Origin of the sequence: Streptomyces sp. NBC_01431 (assembly GCF_036231355.1) — a bacterium.
Classification (GTDB): Bacteria; Actinomycetota; Actinomycetes; order Streptomycetales; family Streptomycetaceae; genus Streptomyces.
This window is the reverse complement of the sequence record NZ_CP109496.1, coordinates 59910-77855: the sequence shown is the minus strand read 5'-3', so window position 1 is coordinate 77855 and position 17946 is coordinate 59910. Positions and strand designations below refer to the sequence as shown.

Below are 17946 nucleotides of genomic sequence, written 5' to 3'. Positions count from 1 at the left end.
TGGTGTTTTCGTCGATGCGTGATGGGCCATCAACTCGCCTTGTGCGGTGTGATATTTCACATGACGCGAGAAGGTGAGATGATCGCGCCCTGAACTCCTTCCGGCAGAGGGCCAAACTCTTCGGCGCGGCGGTCGCCCGACGTTCCGTGGTTGAGCGGCGCAAGCCCGGCCTCGCTCTCCGTATTGCGACCCCTTGGTGAACTTCTTTCGGGGCTGGAGCGCGAGCTTCGGCCCGAGGTGGTCGATGATGCGGTCGGTAGCGGACTTCGGGACACCGAACAGTGGGGCGAGCTGCTGCATGGTCAGGTTTGTGCGCCGGTAGGCGGCGGCGCACAGGGCCCGGTCCTTGCCTGCCCGCAGCACCGTGACCAACAGACTGAGGGAGGTCTCGATCGCGACCGGGATCGGGGTCTCCCGGTCGACCTCGGAGTACGCGTTCGATGTTGGCGGTGCGGTCGAGCGGTATGTCGCCCTGTGGTCGGGTAGGGGTTCGGGCCGTGGCGTGCAGCGGAGTGCCACGACTTCAACGAGGCGGTACGCCAAGCGATCGGTCGCCTTCGCACCGAACTCGGCCCGGCCTGGCAGATTCACGACGAGTTCTACGCACTCCACGAAGACCCGGACCTCAACCGCTACCTGGCCGACCCAGCCGGATTTGTTCGCACCTAACCTCGCCGGACGCACTCATCACGACTGCGTGGCCGGCGGCGTACGCCAACGACTGGACCCCGGTCGTCGCCGACTTCAGCCCGCTCAGTGTCGACTTGGTGGTGGCCGCCGAGACCGGCCCAGCGAGTTGACCACGAGCCCACGGGTTCATCCCGCAGAATCAGGTCAATCCGCCTCGGGTTCGTGCCGAAGAACCTTCAGTTTCTGCGAACTCGCGGGCTTCGAGGCCCTGTACTCCCGAAGCTGCCGCGAAGTGACAAGTAGCTCTACGTAGTCGGGGCAACGTCGCGACCTGCTTGTTGACGGGGTCGACTGATCCAGCACAGGATTTCGCGCGGAGGTCGATCACGGCCTGACCTGCTGCGTTATCGCAGCGGGCGTCAACTACGTCGGAGACTGGGCCAGTTGGTCCGTGCATCGAGCGCGGACTGTCGCGCGCAGTTGCTCCACGGTGGCGCCCCATCCGCCCTGCCACTCGTCGTCGAGGCCGTACAGCAGGCCGAGCGGGAGGTCGATGATCTCGGAGGCGTAGTCGTGGCTGATGACGATCTCCTCGACCTGCTGTACGACTGCGCGCTCATCGAGGCGACCGGTCAGGCAGTCTGCGGCGATGTTCCGGAAGACCATCGTTACGGCTTCGAGGGTGCCCGGAAGGGGGTCGACGCCCATCTCGGCCAGAACCGTGGGCAGCAGGTCAGCCAGGGCCCGGGTATCACGGCCGTTGAGTCCGGCCATCTCGCGGAGGGCTTCGCTGTCGCGGCCGTCGGTCAGCCACTGCGCCGCCCACCACGGTGTCCGCGCGGACACCCGGCCGAGCACGAACCGGGCAGCAACATCGTGTGGTGACGGCACGGGGGTGTTGGAGAGCGGCTCTTCAGCGGTCATCCTCGTGCTCCTGCGCGTCATCGAGTTCGGGGAGGGTGTCGGTGTAGTACCGGCGGCGTTCGGCGATGAGTGCGGTGACGTCGTCGTCCGTCGCCTGTGCTAGCCCCTGGAGGCGCCCCAGCAGATTGTCCCCTTGTTCGTGGCCGGAGCCGGCGACGTAGGCAATCGTGCGGGTCGTTCCTCCCTGCGCGAGCAGCAGCTGGTGGGGCAGGCCGCACCAGGTGTCGAAGCTGGTGGTGATGGCCTGCCACAGGTGCCAGATGTCATCGGGCCGACGGTGCTCGGCGAGCAGGAGCGCGGCGGTCTCGATCGTGTGGCTGAAGCCCCAGCAGTGGCGGTGGAACCGTGTCTCCTGCTCCAGTAGGAAGCGGGCGAAGTCGTGGTCGACCGGTCCCGGGGTGAGGATGAGCGCGTCCAGGACGTCGCTGCGGTCCTTCCACCACTGGTCAAGTGGCAGGCCAGCAGCATCGTGGGCTGCTTCGAACTGCAGGAGGTCCCAGCGCTCAGAGTCCTCTCTCCACCAGGCGGGCCCGAGGGTGTCGTCCATGGACGTGTGGGCAACTGTTTCGTCAGGAATGGCGATCTCCCTCTTCGCGGGGTGTTCCGGCCTGCGTCTGCGACAACGCGATGCGACGCCGGGCGAGATCGACATCAATGATCTTCACGGTAAGGGCGTCGCCGACCGCGATGACGACTGGGGTCGATTCATCCAGCTCGCTGGTGTGCACGAGCCCTTCGAAGCCGTCCTCTCGGTCTTCGATGCGGACGAAGACGCCGAACGCCGGGATGCCCGACAGTTCACCACCGCGCTCAACCGCCACCTGCACATCATGAAGAAACACAGCGTGGAGGACGCCGACAGGGACGCACTCGACGAGGCGAAGAATGCGCACCGTGATCGGTACTCCGAAGCACAGATGATCGCCCCCGAAGAAGTACTCATGACAGCGAGTGCCGTCAACAAAGCCCTGAACAAGGCCTACGGCCAGGTCAAGCGCCTCGAACGTGGCGCCCCGGACCAGGCGAAACGATGGAGACCGCGGCTCAGGCCCAGTACGAGGTCTGGGACATGCTGCGAACTATGAGAACCGCTATGCGTCACGATCTCGGTGTGTCGCATGAAGGTTAAGAGCTGGCTCTTGTGCGGTCCCTTTTAGCTGCCTCGATCAGCCAGTAGCTGACCGAGGCCGAGGTTAAAAACACAAGCCAGTAGGTCGGGGGTGGGCGGGTTCTGGCCGACGTGAAAAAACTGAGGCTCGGTCCCGACAGGGATCAGGCGGAGGCCGGGAGGGCGATGGCCGATCCGTTGTTCCCCGCGAGGCCGGCGTACTGGTCGACTTCGAACGGGGCCGCCCCTGGCCTGGTGTCGCGGTCCTTGCCGGTGCGGCCGTCCAGGACGACGGGGCCGTTTCCGGTTCTGCCGTAGACCGCTCCGTGCCACACCGCAGTCACTTCCGGAACGATTCGCCCCGATGCATCCGGCAGCGCCCACACCTTCCTCACGGTCGACGTGTCGAAGACGACCAGCGCGTTGACCTGCCCGCCGAGTTGATCCCGGCACAGCACGAGGGACTGGGTATCCCACAGACAGCGCCATGGGTGTACGTGCTTGTGCCCGCCGTCGGCGTACCGGGCTCGCTCTGCCCCGGTGCGGGCATCGACCAGCACCAGCGTCTCCCGGTCATTGCCTGCCAGCAGCCCCCGGCCGGCCGCGGAAGCCCCGACACGGCTGGCGGTGTTCACTGCGGTCCAGCGGCGTTGGCCGCTGTCGAGTGCGAATCCGGCGAGCTGCCCGTGCTCGTAGCCGGACGACTCCCCTCCCGCGACCACGCCATCGGACACGCTGACGGCCCGGAAGTCCCTCTGCTTCCATCGCAGCGCACCGGTCGACCGGTCCAGCGCGTACGTCGTCTCAGCAGCGGTCACGACCACCGCGCTGGTGTCAGCTGCGATCACCTGGGGTGCCACGTTGCCGTCCGCCGCCAGGCCTCTGCCCTCGAAGCGGGCCGATGGTGCGGGCATGAACTCGCCGTGCCACACCGCTTTGCCCGATCGCGCATCCACCGCGAGGACCTCGATGACCGCGCGGGCAAGGGCCGTGCCCTGAACCGCAATCGTCCTGTCGTACGCGGCAAATACGGTCGCCCCACTCTGACCAGCTACGACCAGGGGAGCAGCCCTGGGAGTACCGAACCCGCCCTGTTCCACCGGATTGGTGGTCCCCACCTTCCATCGGGAGCTGCCCGTGGCCGTGTCGACAGCCTCCAGACCGTCCTCCCCGGCCACGTAGGCGACACCCTCCGCCAGCGACACCGCCGGCCGCGCCGCATCCCCACTCGAAGTGCTCGGCTGCCGCGCCGCCGACAGCGCCGCCTCGACACCCGAAGCCGATCCGAAGCGCACCGGTGGGTCGAACGCCTTGCGGGGGCTGTCTTTGTCCGCGGTGCCGGGCCCGCCACCCGTGCACGCCGACAGCGTCACCCCGGCAGCCACCGCGCACACCGCCATACGGACCACACTGCGCCCGCCCCAGGCACGTCGCATCAGTCGTCCCCCGTCTTCACATTCAAGATCGTTTCGAACCGGACAAATTCGGTTGTGCAACTGGTCACGGAATCCAGCCCAGTTGGGGCTGTCCACTGGTCTATACGCCCGACACTCCTGTGCGGGCTCCACTGCTGGGTGAGTAGGTCAGTGAGGGAGTCCACGCAGCGCTCCCACACCTTCCCATGTCCACTCGGCAGCAACAATTCTCTCTTCATTCACCCTGAGAGATCGACCCTGGGCCGACCTGAGTGTTGGGGCACTTGCGATCCGGCCGGCTTGTACGCTCTTCACCAGCGCCCCTCGTTTCCCGGCGAGCCACTGAAGACAGCTTCGCGTAAGCCACACCCGGCCCTCCCGGGCCATCCAACAACTTACGGAGCTTCGCGTGCTTGTCTACCGTCGTCGATCGATCTGTCTGCCCGCACCCTGCGGTTCCTGACCGGACAACTGGCAGCCAGGCGGAAGGAGATCGGGATGCGGTGGCGGCGCCTGCCCGCCGCACGGCAGGCTCTGCTCGACCTGGCCCACCTGGCGGTGCGCAGACACCTACGCCCAGCTCGCTGCCGGGTTCGGCATCGGGATCGCGAGCTTCCCAAAGCTCTCAACTCCGTTCGAGTAGGGGAGACCCCGTTCCGCTACATACGCGAGGCCGTCGATATCCCGGCCATCCTCGCGCCGTCCTTGGCCGAGGCGATGAAGGTGATCCGGGCGAAGGCGTTCGTCATCCTCGACGGCACCCTGCTTCCCCTCGGCTGGGGGCACCTCCCGGCCGGAGGCTGGGGGACATCGCCGCCGACACCCCCGTACTACTCCGGGAAACACAAGCGCCACGGCATGAACGTCCAGGTCCTCACCGACCGGTTCGGACGGCTGCTCCGGGCCTCGCCGACACTGCCCGGCTCGACCCACGACCTGACCGACGCCCGACACCACGGCTTCATCGACGCCTTCGCTGACGCGGACCTCAAATGCTGGGCGGACAAGCCATACCAAGGCGCCGGCGGACCCGTCCGGGTCCCGTTCCGGGGCTGCAGCCCCAAGCGATGGAAGCGCCACCACAACACTACCCACGCCAAGATCCGCTGCCTCGGCGAGTAGCCCATGGCCACCCGCAAAGCCTGGCCCCTCCCGCGGAACTCCGCTGCAGCACCAACCACATCACCAACGTCGTGAAGGCCCTCCTCGTCCTACACCACGCATCAGCGTGAGGTTGGAAAGAGCTCAATGATGTTGTCCGTAGGCAAGCCCCCGGTTTCGAGGACCTGGAGCATCAGGTCCTCGAATGCCTCCGGGTCGGCGCGGGCAGCCTGAACCGATGCCCGTGGCGCGTGGGCCGGCAGGTTGTGGGAGACATCCTGGGAGCTCATTTCGGGGATTGTTCCGATCGAATGCTTGCCTGCAGGGTCGGCCGAGGGGCGGTGCCCCGCATTCTTTTTGGGCGTATTGGCGAGCGCGGTGCGGAACCATGATAAAAGGAGGTATCGACCATCGGGCCTATTTCCGATTACCGGACCGGAGAGCCTGGAGCTCGTCCGTAAGGGCCATGAGATGCTCCTGCTCGACAGCGGGAACTACGTATCCCAAAGACTCGGCCCTGGCCCGAAATTCTTCCGGAAGCACGGCATGGTGCCTGGAAACGTAGAACCAGAGGTCACCGCGCCAGACCCACTCTCCGTCCGTGAACATCGAACCGCCACCCATGATGTTTTCGCCCGACCCGAGCACGTCGTCGACGACGCCCATGGAGGCGAAGAGCATATGCCCGCCGCGGAGATAAGAGGCGATTTCGCTCTCGTTCGGCTGCGGCGCATCCGCCATGAACGAGCGGATGCTGCTGGTGGCATCCGGGCTCGACGGCCAAAGCTCGCTGTAGAAGCCGAGAACCTTCACCTTGACACTTCCTTTCAAGGACTACTTGGCGATGGGGAGGAAGATCCTCCAGTATCCACCATTTTGTACCTCCGGTGATTGGCCCTTTGGTCGTGAGGGGTAGATTCCCACTTCGTCCGTCGGAGCCATGACCGGAACACCCAGTTCGTTCGCCAGCTGCTGCGCCGCAGGGATATCTGTTATGCCGTCCCGAATCCGTCCCGTATGGCAAGAGATGAGCCTGATGGGCCCACCATTGTAGCTGGGATTGTTCCTGATGGCCTCGACTATGTGGGAGGGGTGCACCTCGCCGGGCGGGAAATCGACTCCAGCGGCATTCTTCCTGCCGGGCATGAAGAATCCCTTGTCATTGCCGTGAACGATCACGTCGTGGTAGCCGTCTAGCCGTGCCGTGAATTCCCGGTTCAATTGAGTCATGCTGTCGTAGCCGATTGTAGTCAGGTGCGGCTGCTGGTAGACGTGGTCACCAGTCGCCAGCACGACGTCACCGTGCTCCTTGGGTGGAGCAGGCAGCTTGGATTCCGGCGCGTCCGGCGGGACATAGTCCGACCGCATGGTGTGTGCGGGATCCGGCGCGGGCTCCGCCGCCCCGTGATCGGTGTCCTTACTGGCGGAGTGATCGGCACTGCCATGGTTGCCGTGTTCGCCAGTGTGTCCTTCGCCGCCCCCACTGCCGACGTCGCCACTGTGACCGGAACCGTGACCAGAGGGGGCGTGCGGACTGGTGCCGCCACCGGTCGGATGGTCCACGGCGCGGGCGCCCGTGGACAGCGTGTTGTGCGTACGGCCATCCCCGGGTGGCCCATGCGCTGCGGTGGGGCCCGGGACCGAGTCGCGGGTGGTGTTGTCCAGCGTTCCATGACCGGCCCGGTCACCCGCGGCAACGAGCACGGGTGATTTGGTCCCGGGTAGGGAGGTCTCTGCCACGTGCGGCAGGGGGCTATTGAGCTGGGCGATCTGGTCGGCGGAGAGTTCGATGTGGGCCGCGACCTTGGTGCCGTCGGGGCGCGTGACGGTGTACTCGCCATCCTTGAAGGAGAGCTTGGTGCCGTCGGACCATTCGGCGTAGGTGTCGGTGACGTGGGGGAGGTGGGCGGTGTCCGCGAGTGGGCCTATGGACAGGCCCTTGAGGCCCTTGAACACATCGGCGACCTTGACGACGCCGAATTTGCCTGCCTTGAAGACGTAGGTCATGGGGTCGACGGCGCGTCCGACTTTGCCCAGGACGGAGATGGTCTTGGCTATCGCGCCGCCCTTGGCCGCGGCGCCGGCGCCGCCGGTGAAGATGGTGGTCAGCACGTTGAAGGTGACTCCGCCCGCGGCGCGGGCCGGGTTCTTGCCCCATTCGTCGTAGGCGATCAGGGCTTTGCCGGTCTCTTTGAGCGCGGTGCGTGACTCGCGGAACCATTTCGGCATCATGCTGTCGGGGGCGGCCATGAACATGCCGTTGGCGCCCGGGGTGATCATGATGGCCAGGCCGGTGGCGACCTTGGCCAGGCCCTTCCAGGCCTCGCCGGCCGCGTCCCAGCCATCGCAGCCGAGCAGGATGTCGATGCCGGTGACGGTGCCCCAGATGCCGTCGACGATGAAGCCGTCCCACACCAGGCTCTTGCCCTGGTGCCACAGCCAGTTGACACCGGTGTACTCGGGTTCCGCGTAGTTGCCCCAGGGCAGCTTGTCCATGTGGCTCAGGTCTTCCGCCCTGGCCCCGTACTCCACCGTGCCCATGCGCACGATCTTCTGCTCGCCGTAGCTACCCAGGACCAGGGTGGTCCCGCCGACCAGCGCGGTGATCTTGTTGTGGCAGGCGATCTCCGCCTCGTAGAACGCCTGCAACGTGGCCTGGACCTCGTTCTTCAGGCCGTCGTTGCGGTCCCGCTTCTTCTCGTCACGCTGCCAGTGGTCATCACCCTGGATGCTCGCGGTGAACGCGAACGCCTGGCGTTGCAGGTCTTCGAGCTTCTTCGCCAGCGGCCGCACCTCCTGGCTGTAGGCACTCAAAGCTCCGGACACCTTCTCCAGGTTGTCCGCGAACGTGGCGGTCTTCGCGGCCACCGGCGCGGTCGTGGCGAACAACTGCTCCGCCTCCGGCGCCTTGTAGAACGCCGCCACACCCTGGAAGTTGGAGTGGATACCCGCCCCGGCATCACGAAACGCCCCAGCCTCCGTGGTCAGGAGTGCCGTGTCATGGTCGAGGCTGTCCAAGTCGCCGGTGAACTGCGGGATACCCGAGGGCACAATCGATTCGGGCTCACTCACCGCCGGGCCTCCTCCCCGAGAACCCCGGCGGAGCGGGTATCGGCTCCTGGACTGCCGCGTGCTGGGCCTGCGCGGCCATCGTCAGGTCACCCTTGACGTACTCGTTGGTCGCCTCCGCCGCCCCGGTCAACGACTTGCCCGTACGCTCCACGACGTAGCGCAGATCCTTCTGCCAGTGCTGCATGAACTCACCCAGCGCCGCACCCACCGGACCAGTCGCCAACGCCGGACCGGTATACCCGGACGCCACCGTGCCCGCAGCCGTCGCCGTCCGCGGCAACGTGTCACCCAGATTCGTCCCCGCCGTCGACAACTCCCCAGCAGACACCGCCGCCTTCTTCAGCGCACCCTGAACGCCGGACGGACTCACGTCCCACCCCGTCACCGCAAACTCCCCGCTCCCCGTTGTCCCAACCCCCGCGCCCCGATAGGCCCGTTCTATCTGTCCATACGCCGGTGCCGCCTCAGCCGATCGCGTCGACGGCGGCCTTCGCCTTCGACAGCGTCGAATGCGCCGTGCCGTCATTGAGCTCCAGCGTCCCGCGCACGAGGCGGATGATGTCGCGGACCTCGTTTGCGGCCTTGTTCCAGCGCAGTTCCTTGCCGTGGTACTCATCCGAAACACCGTCGGCGGTGAACTCGGCCATCGCGGCCTTCACCGCGCGGTCACGGTCGTTGAGAACGCGCTCCAGGTGCCCGATGATCCCCGCGAGACCACCCTGGACCTCGGTCGAAGCGCCGGTGTCGTAACTACGCCGATCCTGGTTCTGACCCATGGTTTTCAGTCCCCCCGTTGGTTAGTGGCGCGCGCCGAAGCGGGCGGCGTCGAAGTTCGCCGACGACATGTTCTGGTGCGCGTTGGACTCCTGCTCGTGATCACCGGTCCCGAACGCGGAGTCCATCCCGGACTGACCGCCCAGAATGTCCTGAAGAGACCCGTTCAAGTCGCCTGTGATCTCGTCCGCATGCGCCTTGAACGTGTCGAACGCGGACTTCCCCGCGCCGTTGAACTTCCCCTCCAGCGGATCCGCCGCAGCGATCAACTGCCGGATCAGCGCCCCGAGATCGCTGCTCGACCCATCGGTGCTCTTCCCCAGGTCCGAAAGAGTTGTGGACCCCATGTCGAACTTCACGCACACACCCCCGCACATAGTCAATTCCAGCGGCCTGGGCTTCCACGAGCTGCCCCCTGCACCTCGCACGCCCCACAGGAGAAGGTCAATTTCTATCGAACTGGCGTTGCAGACGCAACGCGGTTCCGAGCCAAGGCCGCGAAGTTGAGCCACGTCCCTGCTCAGCTCGCGAACGTGGCGCCCATGGCCGGTGGTGGTCGTGACCACCACTTCCATGACGCGCCGATCTTCCAGCAGCTGAAGCGGCAGGCGCTGCCTCGCCCTGCGCCCCGACAAACCGGCCATCGCCTCTCAGGCCGTACTCCACCGCGCCGAATACTGATCTGGGTCCGGCGTTGACGGCAGGTCTGGCCCCCCGGGCTTCTACTTACCGCCGGTCTCTGCGAGGGTGTGGGCGACGAGGGCGTTGGCGTGGCCGTGCCCCAGGCCGTGTTCGGTCTTGAGCCAGCCGACCAGCTCCATGTTCTTCGTCAACGGCGAAGTATGGATGAGGTCCTTCCACTCGGCTATCGACCGGCCGTGCTTCTTTTCGATCGACGGAAAATAGCTGGCGGGGCCCTTCACGGTGTCAATCATGGCTGCAGTCTGGCACCCACCACTGACAACGCCGCCTACCCAAGGCGGTGAGAGTAGCCGCCTTCGACCGCGTCACCGTCCTGAGGTTGAGCCGCCGCTCGCACCGCGCATCTTCGCTCCGTACGTCGGCGCCTCGGCCCGCGTCCCTGCCCGGGCCCTGCCCGTGCGTAGGCGGTGTTGCCGGTGGTGAGGCGCCCAGGCCGTCAAGTCTGCCGCCACGCGGTGCGACGGGGGCTCTTCCTCCTACGGCGGGTGATACAGGGAACGTCGTATCCGGCGTCCAGAACCGTCGCGCTCTCGGTGCCGCACACGATCCAGAGGCATGGGGGCTACCGTTTGAGGGGCGTTCTTGCGGGGCGCCTTCGCTCTCGCCTGACCTCCAACAGCGGTCAGGCGAGAGCCTGTTGCTCGCCCCCCAGGGTGTTGCGGCACGGGGGCGGGCCCTTCCGGATGGAAGGCCGACACCGATGGCGTCTGCTTCCCATTGATGGGGCTGGGCGGTGGGATTGCAAGGAAAACCGGGAACTTCCACTCGGGGGCGTGCGGGGGAGCGCGTTTCTGTCCCCTGGTTGCCCATCCGTGTTAGTCCTGTGGGCGCCTGCGACTGTCATTGTTCCGTGATTCCTTGATCGCATGGTGTGACAAGTCCCTTTGTGGTCATGCTGGTTGCCCTCCCTGGTGGTCGGCATGGCACCCGTCTGCTGGGGACCCGCGGCTGTCCGGATGGGCCGCGGGCCAGAGGCCGACTCACGCAAAGGGACGTCTGCATGGAACGCAAGCAACTCGTGATCATTGCTGCCACGGTGTTCGCCTGGGGTGTGGTGATGGCCGCGCTTGGGCAGGCCGCGGCGATCGCGACCGCCGCGCCGGCCCTGGGGCTGACGGTGCAGCAGGTCCTTACCGCGGTGCGCGCGCACAACACACCCGGCCTCGGGGCGTCGTGTGACGCCGGTACCGGATGAGGAGGGCGCCCCGTGACGACGCCCTTGGAGCCGCCCGACGCGCCGTCTGAACGACCGGGTGTCGGGACGCCCCGGCCGCAAGCTCGGCCCGATCACGTCCAGTGTCGGCAGCGCGCACCGTGCCTGGCTGGAGCCGGTCCGCGAGAGGTATCTGGGCAGCGGGCTGACGCTGAGCGAGCTCAGCGTCCGGATCATGTTCGCGAAGTCGAAACTGTCCGAACTCCTGCGCGGGATCGGCCTGTACCCGCGGTGGGAGGCGGTGCAGGGCCTGGCCAGGGAACTGGGCCTGCCCAGCTGGCCTCTCTATCGGCTGTGGCGCCAGGCCGCGTTCGAAGCACACAAGAGCAGCGCCTGGGTGGAACGATGCAGCGAGAACAGCACTCTGAGTACCGCACCCACCGCCCCGCCCCTGGCTCACCTCGCCTACCGTGAACTGGTCGGCGACGACTACACCGGCTACGCACAGGTCTTCCTCAGTGACGACCAGAGCGACTACGCGGTCTCCGACACGTTCGACATCCTGTGGCTGTGCTGGAACGACGCGCTGGCCAGCCCCGACCTGCGCCGCTTCGCGTGGGAGGCCCTGCGCGCCACCGTCCTGGCCAAAACCCCCCACCTGGACGGCCGCCCGCAGTTCGGCACCGCCGCATTCGACACCGTAATCCTGCAGTCCCTGCCCGCAGCCGACCACATGGACCAGATCGCGGAGTCCATGGAGCTCTTCAACGCGATGAGCCGCCTGCCCGACCACCAACTCGACGTCATGGTGCTGCGCCGTCTGCGCGGCCACTGCGAGGAACAGACCTCCGCCCTGCTGGGCGTCTCACGAGCCACGGTCCGCTCCGACGAACGCCACGCCGTCCGCTTCCTGGAGAGCATCCTGTGCCCGCCGGAGACCGAACAGGACGACGAACAGAGCCCTCTGTACCCGCCGCCGGAGACCGAAGGGAACACCGAATGAACCGCATCGAAGAACTCCTCTCCCGGGCCCTACTGGTCCGCGACCGCTCCGTACCGCGCGACATCGTCCCGCCCACCGCGCCCGCATCCCGCTCCACCAGCGATCCGTCTATGCCGGTGGGCGACCCCGACGGTGCTGCAGAGGACCTGCGCGCCCTGTGCGAGACAGTGGTGGCGCGCACGCCCGCCTGTGACGTCGCAACGTTCGTCACTGACCAGGTCCCTGAACCGCGCAGCGCGCTGGTCCTGGCCTGCGTCCTGCAACTGACCGACACCAGCGACGGAGCCCGTTTCTGGTGGGAGTACGCCGCCGGCGCCGGACAGGCTGCCGCCGCCTACTGCCTCTACCTCCATCACCTCGCTCTCGGTGAACGCGACACCGCCGCCTGGTGGCACCGCCAGACCGACGACGTCCCCCCCGCCCCCGACACGGCGCCTCCAGAACACCACCCCGCCTCGACCACCAATGCGGCCTGGCACGCGGCCAACCACCGCGTCACCAACTCGACCACCACGATCCTGCGCGTCCTGCGCCACCTCGCGAAGCACACCGTGCGCCCCCGCTCCGCCGCCGTCACCGAACTCATGACCTACGTCCCCACTGCGGTTGCCGTCGGCTACCTCCGCCAGCCCGAAATGGACTTGCCCATGCCCGGCCCCGATTTCGCCCGCCAGATCACCACCCTGCTCGAAGCCGCCGCACACCCCACCACCGGCACGCGCTGCCCCGCGGCCGGCAAGCCCCCCCAGAGGCAAGGGACAGCCGCCCTGTCGCCCGCCGCCCAGCCCGGTGAAACGACAAGCCACCTGGGGGAGACCGCGACACGATGACGATGTGCCATGCCACGCCCGCCCCTTTTCGCGCAGTCCCTCGCCGGTCACCTGGTGACCACCTGGCAGCACGGGGCGCGGCGGCCAGGGGATGCGGTTCCGGTCACGGACCATGCCCGGAGAGTTCGGGGACACTACGACGGGCACTGCGTGCTCCTGCCCTTCTTGGGCCGGGGCCGCTTGAGGATCCCAAGCCCGAGGAGTCCTACGAGCCGGGGCGGCGTCCTTCACAGAAGAGCTCAAATCGCCGACGGTACCGGCGCCGGCGGGACCGGCCACTAGGGCGCTGAACACGGGCACGGCATGGCTTCCCCCGCTCTTTACTCTTATGACATGAACGTGTTTGGCAGTGGTGGGGGCCGCAGCGGTGGGGGCCGGTACCTGGAGATGACCAACGGCGGCACAGCGGTGTTCGTGGACGTTTTGGTGCTCGCCGTGTCCGCGCTGGCCCACGAGCCGTGGGATTTCCGCTTCGCCGCGCTGCTGACCCTCCAGGACCAGAATGTGATGGGGCGTGGGGTGGTCGGGTTCGACCTGGCGGAGCTCGATTGGGGGGACACGCCACAGGAGCGGGCCGCCGCCAAGGACTTCCTGCTGCGCGTCCTCGATCTGGCGCTTTCTCGCCACCGGTGGGAGGAACTGACGTACGAGCCGCCCCGGGCCGAGGGGTATCTGCGCACGTACCGGGCCATGGTGGAGGAGTTCGACGTCGCGACCGCGAGCGGCGGCACAGGCGTCCTGCCCGGGCCGCAGGAAGCGGCGATGGCCTCATGTGTACGCCACCGGGTACTGGACGCGCTGCCGTTCTGGGAGGCGTGCGTCTTCTGCACGGCCGGGGTCTGAGCTTATCTTTATGGTTTAGGAGCTTTGAGGTGATTACGTTCGGCGATACTTTCGGGCTGTCTGGTCGATTTGCCCACGTCGTAACGGGTGGCGAGTCTCTGGTTCTTCGAGCCAAATGGGCGCTCTGGGCCGGGAGTTGAGGGTTTGGGCGCATGGGCCGGACTGTGCAGATGGGGGCGGAGGTTCCTGCACCCCCGGCGGACCCGGAGCCGGGGTGAGCCGGGCGGGCTCGGCGGGCTTCTCTCAGGGGCGGCGGAGATCGGCTGCGGCCTCGCGGGTGAGGCGGAGCTGGGTATGCGCCGCGATCACGAGCCTGGTCCACCGGTCCGCGGCCTCCGGGCTGCGGAGCGTGGGACAGGTCCAGCCGAGCGTCTGGGCCGGTTTCGTTGCGGGCGGTCTGGGGGTCCATCCCCGCGGGTGCGGGGAGCAGGCGCTCTTCTGCGCCCGCCGTGCCTTGGAGTGGGGTCCATCCCCGCCGCGGGTGCGGGGAGCAGGGCGAGAACGTCTTCGGGACGCTGTCCAAGACGGGTCCATCCCCGCGGGTGCGGGGAGCAGTACGACTACAAGTCCAAGACCATGTTCGTGCGGGGTCCATCCCCGCGGGTGCGGGGAGCATGAAGATCGCGAGCCCCGCGCGGCAGCAGACCGGGGGTCATCCCTGCGGGTGCGGGGAGCAGCCCTCAGCGTCGTGGCTGCCGGGCAGGCATTCGGGGTCATCCCCGCGGGTGCGGGGAGCGGGACATGGGCGACCCGCACGCCGCGCGGCGCCGGGGTCCATCCCCGCGGGTGCGGGGAGCAGGCCTGCCCTGTCTCCGTCAATCCCGCGTGCAGGGGGCCATCCCCGCGGATGCGGGGAGCAGGCGAGTGCGGCCGGCGCCAACACGGTGTCAGCGGGGCCATCCCCGCGGGTGCGGGGAGCAGCTGGCCGTCGGGTTGTCCGGGGTTGTCCGGGAGGGTCCATCCCCGCGGGTGCGGGGAGCAGCAAATGCGACTTAATACCTGTGCGGGCCACTGGGGTCCATCCCCGCGGGTGCGGGGAGCAGATCAGCCGGGGCCTGAAGGAGCTGGCCGGTGAGGGTCCATCCCCGCGGGTGCGGGGAGCAGGGCGACCAGCACTGCTGAAGCGGCTCCCCCTGGGGTCCATCCCCGCGGGTGCGGGGAGCAGGGCGCGCGCGGCCTCTCCCAGGCGCGGTCAGCGGGTCCATCCCCGCGGGTGCGGGGAGCAGCCTGGTGGACAAGGACAACGACAAGCACTGGAGGGTCCATCCCCGCGGGTGCGGGGAGCAGACTCGATGACCAGCAGTGTTCGTGGCGGGTAGCCGTGTATGAAGGCACTTCTTCGAGATGCCGCATTTTCGACCAATCAGCCAAATCGGGCTTCCTGCTTGGAGTTTCAGGCTAGCGGATAGGCCTATTCGTTGGCGATCACCGCCGGAAGCTTGGGTACCGGTGAGCGTGGGGCGTGAATCCAAGAAAGCCAGCGCCGGACGCCTGTGTGTACTTGGATGTTGTTATGAGTGGCGTACGGCGAGAGCTGGCGGGGGCTTTTGGGGTTGAGCTCTCTGCGGCAGCTCGCACGGTGTGGGCGAAATACCGTGCTGATACAGACAGTTGGTTGCCGTTGTGGCGGCACATGACGGATAGTTCCGCGGTGGCTGGACTGCTGTGGGACCGGTGGATACCCGTGTCTGTGCGGCGGTTGATCGCAGAGGCTCTGCCGGGCGGCGAGGAGGATGCGCGGCGGCTGGTGCTGTGGCTGGCGGGGGTACACGACATCGGGAAGGCAACGCCGGCTTTCGCCTGTCAGGTGGATGGGCTCGCGGATCGGATGCGGACGGCGGGGCTGGCTATGCCGTACCAGCGGGAGATGGGGGCCGATCGCCGACTGGCTCCTCACGGTCTGGCCGGTCAGCTGCTCCTGCAGGAGTGGCTAGAAGAAGAGCACGGTTGGCACAGCCGGAGCACTGTTCAGTTCGCGGCCGTGGTGGGCGGCCATCATGGAGCCCCACCGGAGCATCCACAGATATATGACCTCGCATGCCGTCCGCACCTGTTGCGCACTGCGGGGGCGAGCGACGAGGTATGGCGGCGGGTGCAGGGCGAACTGCTGTCCTTCTGTTCTGTCTCGTTCGGGGCCGAGGAGCGGCTTGACGCCTGGGCGCAGGTGAAGTTGCCGCAGACGGTGCAGGTGTTGCTGTCCGCGCTGGTCATTGTGGCGGACTGGATTGCGAGCAATCGGGACCTGTTCCCTTACTTTCCTGAGGCGGCGCACTGGACGAATGACGAGCGGATCGAGGCGGCCTGGCGGGGGCTGGACTTGCCGGGGCCGTGGCTGGCCCGGGAGCCGCAGGGGGTAGTGGCGCAGCTGTTCACCAACCGCTTCGCCCTGCCGGCCGGTGCGGTGCCGCGCCCGGTGCAGGAGGCGGCCGCGCGGATCGCCCGGGAGATGCCTGCGCCGGGGCTGATCGTCATTGAGGCGCCGATGGGGGAGGGGAAGACGGAGGCGGCTCTGGCCGCCGTCGAGGTGCTCGCGGCGCGTTCGGGGGCGGGCGGGGTGTTTTTCGCGCTGCCGACGATGGCTACGGGCAATGCGATGTTCCCGCGCCTGTTGGAGTGGCTGGAGCGCCTTCCGGCAGAGGAAGGGCTGCCCTGGTCGGTGCAGTTGGTGCATTCCAAAGCAGCGTTGAACAAGGATTTCGAGGGCCTGCTGCGCGCCTCGCGGCACACAATCGCCGCGGTCGATGTGGAGGGCGGCGAAGAACTGCCGACGCCCGGTGCCGACCGGCGGGCTGCCCCCGCGGAGCTGGTCGCTCACCAGTGGCTGCGCGGCCGGAAGAAGGCGATGCTGGCGTCGTTCACGGTCGGAACGGTTGACCAGCTGCTGTTCGCCGGGCTGAAGAGCCGTCATCTGGCGCTGCGGCACCTCGCGCTCGCGGGGAAAGTCGTCGTCATCGACGAGGCGCACGCGTACGACGCGTACATGAACACTTATCTCGACCGGGTGCTGTCGTGGCTGGGGGCCTATCGGGTACCGGTGGTCGTGTTGTCGGCGACGCTGCCTGCGGCGCGGCGCCAGGCGCTGGCAGAGGCCTACGCCCAGGCGGCACCCGGCGCGTACGAGGTGGTGGGACAGGCAGAGGGGTATCCGCTGCTGAGCGCCGTGGCGCCCGGGCGCGCGCCAGTGATGGAACAGCCCGGCGCATCCGGGCGAGCGGGCGCGGTGCAGGTCGAGGCGCTGGAGGACGACCTGGAGGTCCTGGCGGGCCGGCTGGAGGTTGAGCTGGCGGACGGCGGCTGCGCCCTGGTCGTGCGGAACACGGTGAACCGTGTTCTGGAGACGGCACAAGTCCTGCGCACACGCTTCGGCGTCGACGCGGTCACGGTGGCCCATGCCCGGTTCCTCGATCTGGACCGTGCGGCGAAGGATGCGGATCTCCTGGACCGGTTCGGCCCCAGGTCCTCGGCCCGGCCGGGCAAGCACATCGTGGTGGCCAGCCAGGTCGCCGAGCAGTCGCTGGATGTCGATTTCGATCTGCTGGTCACCGATCTCGCGCCGGTGGACTTGGTGTTGCAGCGGATGGGCCGTCTGCACCGGCATCCGCGCCTGCGCCCGGCGCGGCTGCGGGAGCCGCGTTGCCTGGTGACCGGCGCCGACTGGACGGCATCCGTTCCCCAGCCGGTGCGGGGTTCGGAGCTGGTGTATGGCCGGCATGCGCTGCTGCGGGCCGCCGGGGTCTTGAAGCCGCATCTGGACGGTGTGCCGGTGCGCTTGCCGCAGGACATCAGTGCGCTGGTGCAGCAGGCCTACGGGCCAGAGGCTGTGGGCCCGCGGGAGTGGGCCGGTGCGCTGGAAGAGGCGGGCCAGGTGCATGAGCGGGGGCAGGCGGACAAGGAGCGGCGGGCTCAGACGTTCCGGCTGGGGACGGTGGCGAGGCCGGGGCGGCCGCTGACGGGTTGGGTGGCGGGTGGTGCGGGGGATGCGGACGACACACGGGCCGGCCGGGCTCAGGTCCGTGACAGTGCGCAGAGCCTGGAGGTCCTCGTCGTGCAGCGGCACCTGGACGGATCGTGGACGACGCCACAGTGGCTGGATGAGGGCCGGGGCGGGCTGCCCCTTGCGCAGGACGCCATACCCGAGGCGCGGGCGGCGAAGGCCACCGCGGCGTGCGGACTGCGGCTTCCGCTCCAGCTGGCCCACCCGGGAATCATCGACCAAGTGATCGCAGAGCTGGAGAAGTTCTACGTGCCGGCCTGGCAGTCCAAGGACAGCCCGTGGCTGGCCGGAGAGCTCATTTTGCCTGTTCAGGCCGATTGTCAGACCCGGCTGGCAGGCTTCGTCCTCAACTACAGCCCGCGGGACGGACTTGAGGTGCAACGTGAGAGTTGACCAG

15 protein-coding genes, 3 pseudogenes and 1 CRISPR repeat array are annotated in these 17946 nt (G+C 67.6%); of the genes and pseudogenes, 6 read left to right on the top strand and 12 right to left on the bottom strand.

Translation table 11 applies throughout. The features are described 5' to 3' along the window. Window positions 1–192 precede the first annotated feature (192 nt). The 5 genes and pseudogenes from OG522_RS00460 to OG522_RS00440 form a co-directional block, all read right to left on the bottom strand. A pseudogene (locus OG522_RS00460) lies at window positions 193–348 on the bottom strand (transposase family protein); the annotation flags it as partial. 705 nt (window positions 349–1053) lie between these two features. Next, entirely contained in the window at window positions 1054–1554 is a 501-nt protein-coding gene (locus tag OG522_RS00455) for a hypothetical protein (protein WP_329460915.1), read from the bottom strand. Further along, window positions 1544–2101 carry a hypothetical protein gene (locus tag OG522_RS00450; RefSeq protein ID WP_329460914.1) on the bottom strand — a complete coding sequence of 186 codons (558 nt, stop codon included), beginning with the start codon at window positions 2099–2101 and terminating at the stop codon, window positions 1544–1546. Before OG522_RS00450 ends, OG522_RS00455 begins: the two co-directional genes overlap by 11 nt. Before the next feature lie 22 nt (window positions 2102–2123). Continuing rightward, the gene (locus OG522_RS00445) at window positions 2124–2375 is read right to left on the bottom strand and encodes a S1 RNA-binding domain-containing protein (RefSeq protein WP_329467421.1); all 252 of its coding nucleotides are present in this window, start codon (window positions 2373–2375) and stop codon (window positions 2124–2126) included. Between the two features lie 451 nt (window positions 2376–2826). Continuing rightward, window positions 2827–4098, bottom strand: a complete 1272-nt coding sequence (locus tag OG522_RS00440; RefSeq protein ID WP_329460913.1) for an outer membrane protein assembly factor BamB family protein — start codon at window positions 4096–4098, stop codon at window positions 2827–2829. A 408-nt stretch (window positions 4099–4506) separates the two neighbouring features. Between OG522_RS00440 and OG522_RS00435 the strand changes: the two are divergent. Further along, window positions 4507–5309 (top strand): annotated as a pseudogene (locus tag OG522_RS00435) (transposase family protein). 286 nt (window positions 5310–5595) lie between these two features. On the opposite strand, the gene OG522_RS00430 reads toward OG522_RS00435, so the two are convergent. The 6 genes from OG522_RS00430 to OG522_RS00405 form a co-directional block, all read right to left on the bottom strand. Next, window positions 5596–5991, bottom strand: a complete 396-nt coding sequence (locus OG522_RS00430; RefSeq protein WP_329460912.1) for a hypothetical protein — start codon at window positions 5989–5991, stop codon at window positions 5596–5598. 21 nt (window positions 5992–6012) lie between these two features. Next, the gene (locus tag OG522_RS00425) at window positions 6013–8196 is read right to left on the bottom strand and encodes a hypothetical protein (RefSeq protein WP_329460911.1); all 2184 of its coding nucleotides are present in this window, start codon (window positions 8194–8196) and stop codon (window positions 6013–6015) included. A gap of 46 nt (window positions 8197–8242) precedes the next feature. Further along, on the bottom strand, window positions 8243–8776 hold the full coding sequence (locus OG522_RS00420) for a DUF6507 family protein (protein ID WP_329460910.1): 534 nt from the start codon (window positions 8774–8776) through the stop codon (window positions 8243–8245). Next, entirely contained in the window at window positions 8715–9026 is a 312-nt protein-coding gene (locus OG522_RS00415) for a pore-forming ESAT-6 family protein (RefSeq protein WP_329460909.1), read from the bottom strand. The genes OG522_RS00420 and OG522_RS00415 overlap by 62 nt, the downstream gene beginning before the upstream one ends. 21 nt (window positions 9027–9047) lie before the next feature. Then, the gene (locus tag OG522_RS00410) at window positions 9048–9383 is read right to left on the bottom strand and encodes a hypothetical protein (protein ID WP_329460908.1); all 336 of its coding nucleotides are present in this window, start codon (window positions 9381–9383) and stop codon (window positions 9048–9050) included. 363 nt (window positions 9384–9746) lie between these two features. After that, window positions 9747–9959, bottom strand: a complete 213-nt coding sequence (locus OG522_RS00405) for a DUF4287 domain-containing protein (protein WP_329460907.1) — start codon at window positions 9957–9959, stop codon at window positions 9747–9749. Window positions 9960–10726: 767 nt separating this feature from the next. Between OG522_RS00405 and OG522_RS00400 the strand changes: the two genes are divergently transcribed. The 4 genes from OG522_RS00400 (at window position 10727) to OG522_RS00385 (ending at window position 13555) form a co-directional block, all read left to right on the top strand. After that, window positions 10727–10921 carry a hypothetical protein gene (locus OG522_RS00400; RefSeq protein ID WP_329460906.1) on the top strand — a complete coding sequence of 65 codons (195 nt, stop codon included), beginning with the start codon at window positions 10727–10729 and terminating at the stop codon, window positions 10919–10921. Between the two features lie 58 nt (window positions 10922–10979). Beyond that, a complete protein-coding gene (locus OG522_RS00395) occupies window positions 10980–11882 on the top strand; it encodes a sigma-70 family RNA polymerase sigma factor (RefSeq protein ID WP_329460905.1) in 903 nt (300 codons plus the stop codon). Next, window positions 11879–12712, top strand: coding sequence for a hypothetical protein (locus tag OG522_RS00390; RefSeq protein ID WP_329460904.1), 834 nt, complete (start codon window positions 11879–11881; stop codon window positions 12710–12712). The genes OG522_RS00395 and OG522_RS00390 overlap by 4 nt, the downstream gene beginning before the upstream one ends. A 333-nt stretch (window positions 12713–13045) precedes the next feature. Beyond that, window positions 13046–13555 (top strand): hypothetical protein, encoded by a 510-nt coding sequence (locus OG522_RS00385; RefSeq protein ID WP_329460903.1) that lies wholly within the window; start codon window positions 13046–13048, stop codon window positions 13553–13555. Window positions 13556–13563: 8 nt separating this feature from the next. Here the strand turns inward: OG522_RS00385 and OG522_RS00380 are convergent. Then, a pseudogene (locus tag OG522_RS00380) lies at window positions 13564–13930 on the bottom strand (NF041680 family putative transposase); the annotation flags it as partial. Between the two features lie 151 nt (window positions 13931–14081). Then, window positions 14082–14842: a CRISPR direct-repeat array (repeat unit 29 nt; unit sequence GGGTCCATCCCCGCGGGTGCGGGGAGCAG). Window positions 14843–15068: 226 nt separating this feature from the next. Here OG522_RS00380 and cas3 point away from each other — a divergent pair. Continuing rightward, window positions 15069–17942: a CRISPR-associated helicase Cas3' gene (cas3, locus tag OG522_RS00375; protein WP_443074636.1), complete on the top strand. Its 2874-nt coding sequence runs from the start codon at window positions 15069–15071 to the stop codon at window positions 17940–17942. The last annotated feature ends 4 nt before the right edge of the window (window positions 17943–17946 follow it).